The organism is Pseudomonas sp. HMWF006 (genome assembly GCF_003061205.1).
In the GTDB taxonomy this organism is placed as follows: Bacteria; Pseudomonadota; Gammaproteobacteria; order Pseudomonadales; family Pseudomonadaceae; genus Aquipseudomonas; species Aquipseudomonas monsensis.
The window spans coordinates 1-1,697 of the sequence record NZ_QAIU01000211.1 but is presented as its reverse complement, the minus strand read 5'-3'; the positions used below and the strand labels follow the sequence as shown (position 1 = coordinate 1,697).

The 1,697-nt window shown below is 59.6% G+C and carries 3 protein-coding genes; all 3 read left to right on the top strand.

The window, feature by feature from the left end; translation table 11 throughout:
- The coding region (locus DBR24_RS08280; RefSeq protein WP_256591339.1) for an ATP-binding cassette domain-containing protein at positions 1 to 421 on the top strand (421 nt) is incomplete at its 5' end.
- Complete coding sequence (locus DBR24_RS08275; protein ID WP_003222380.1) at positions 422 to 1,123, top strand: ABC transporter ATP-binding protein; 702 nt, start codon at positions 422 to 424, stop codon at positions 1,121 to 1,123. It begins immediately after the preceding gene.
- A 206-nt stretch (positions 1,124 to 1,329) separates the two neighbouring features.
- Positions 1,330 to 1,635 (top strand): DUF2282 domain-containing protein, encoded by a 306-nt coding sequence (locus tag DBR24_RS08270; protein WP_128614473.1) that lies wholly within the window; start codon positions 1,330 to 1,332, stop codon positions 1,633 to 1,635.
- Positions 1,636 to 1,697: the final 62 nt, after the last annotated feature.

Below are 1,697 nucleotides of genomic sequence, written 5' to 3'. Positions count from 1 at the left end.
CCTGTTCAAGACCCCGGCGTTTCGCAAGAGCGAGCGCGAGGCGATGGAGTTTGCCGAGTACTGGCTGGAAAAGGTCAACCTCAAAGAGTTCGCCAACCGTACCGCCGGAACCCTGGCCTACGGTCAGCAACGGCGTCTGGAAATCGCTCGCTGCATGATGACCCGTCCGCGGATCCTCATGCTCGACGAACCGGCGGCCGGTCTGAACCCGAAGGAAACCGAAGATCTCAAGGCGCTGATCAGCGTGTTGCGGGAAGAGCACAACGTCACCGTGCTGCTGATCGAACACGACATGAAACTGGTCATGAGCATTTCCGACCACATCGTCGTGATCAACCAGGGCACGCCTCTGGCCGACGGTACGCCGGAACAGATCCGCGATAATCCTGAAGTGATCAAAGCCTACCTGGGGGAAGCGTAAATGCTGCAGTTCGAAAACGTTTCCACCTTCTACGGCAAGATCCAGGCCCTGCACAGCGTCAACGTCGAAGTCCGCCAGGGCGAGATCGTGACCCTGATCGGCGCCAACGGAGCCGGCAAGTCCACGCTGCTGATGACGCTCTGCGGTTCACCGCAGGCGCACAGCGGCAGCATCCGCTACATGGGTGAGGAGCTGGTCGGCCAGGATTCGTCGCAGATCATGCGCAAGAGCATCGCCGTGGTGCCGGAAGGTCGTCGGGTGTTCGCCCGTCTGACTGTTGAAGAAAACCTGTCCATGGGCGGCTTCTTCACCGACAAGGGCGACTATCAGGAGCAAATGGACAAGGTCCTCGGTCTGTTCCCGCGCCTGAAAGAACGCTTCAACCAGCGCGGCGGCACCATGTCCGGCGGCGAACAGCAGATGCTCGCCATCGGCCGGGCGCTGATGAGCAAGCCGAAACTGCTGCTGCTCGACGAGCCCTCGCTGGGCCTGGCGCCGATCATCATCCAGCAGATCTTCGACATCATCGAACAGCTGCGCAAGGACGGAGTGACGGTGTTCCTGGTCGAGCAGAACGCCAACCAGGCGCTGAAAATCGCCGACCGTGCCTATGTTCTGGAGAACGGCCGGGTGGTGATGCAAGGCACCGGTGAAGCGCTGCTGACCGACCCGAAAGTACGCGAGGCGTATCTGGGCGGTTGATGCTTTGCTCTGAACAAAGAAACGGCCTTCGGGCCGTTTTTTTGTGCCTGCTCGATCTTCAGATCCTCCAAAAATCCCTTGTAGGAGTTTTGCGTTTTTTCAAAAAGATTTTGAGTGAGCTGTAACGCCACGCCGCCTCGTTTCTCTAGAGGGACAAGCAAGCGCACTTTGCTTGCAAAACCCAAGTTCAAATCTGGAGAGACATCATGACTGCTACCACCCGCACCCTGTCCGCCACCGCCCTGGTTCTGGCCCTCGGTTCCGCTCTGAGCATCGCCACTGTCTCCACCGCCCAGGCGGCCGACGCCAACATGGAAAAATGCTTCGGCGTGGCCTTGAAAGGCAAAAACGATTGCGCCGCTGGTGCAGGCACCACCTGTGCCGGCACGTCGAAAATGGACTACCAGGCCAACGCCTGGAAACTGGTTCCGAAAGGCACCTGCGCCACCACCGAGAGCAAGACCTCGCCGACCGGCTTCGGTCAGATGGAAGCGTTCAAAGCCAAGTCCTGACCTGCGGCCTGCCTGAGTGACGATCATGTTCACCCTCGACGAACCTGTCCCACCCCGCACTC

What these genes read in the sequence shown, in the direction of transcription:
- DBR24_RS08275 (WP_003222380.1), top strand. Translation starts at nt 422, where the DNA reads ATGCTGCAGTTCGAAAACGTTTCCACCTTCTACGGCAAGATCCAGGCC.
- DBR24_RS08270 (WP_128614473.1), top strand. Translation starts at nt 1,330, where the DNA reads ATGACTGCTACCACCCGCACCCTGTCCGCCACCGCCCTGGTTCTGGCC.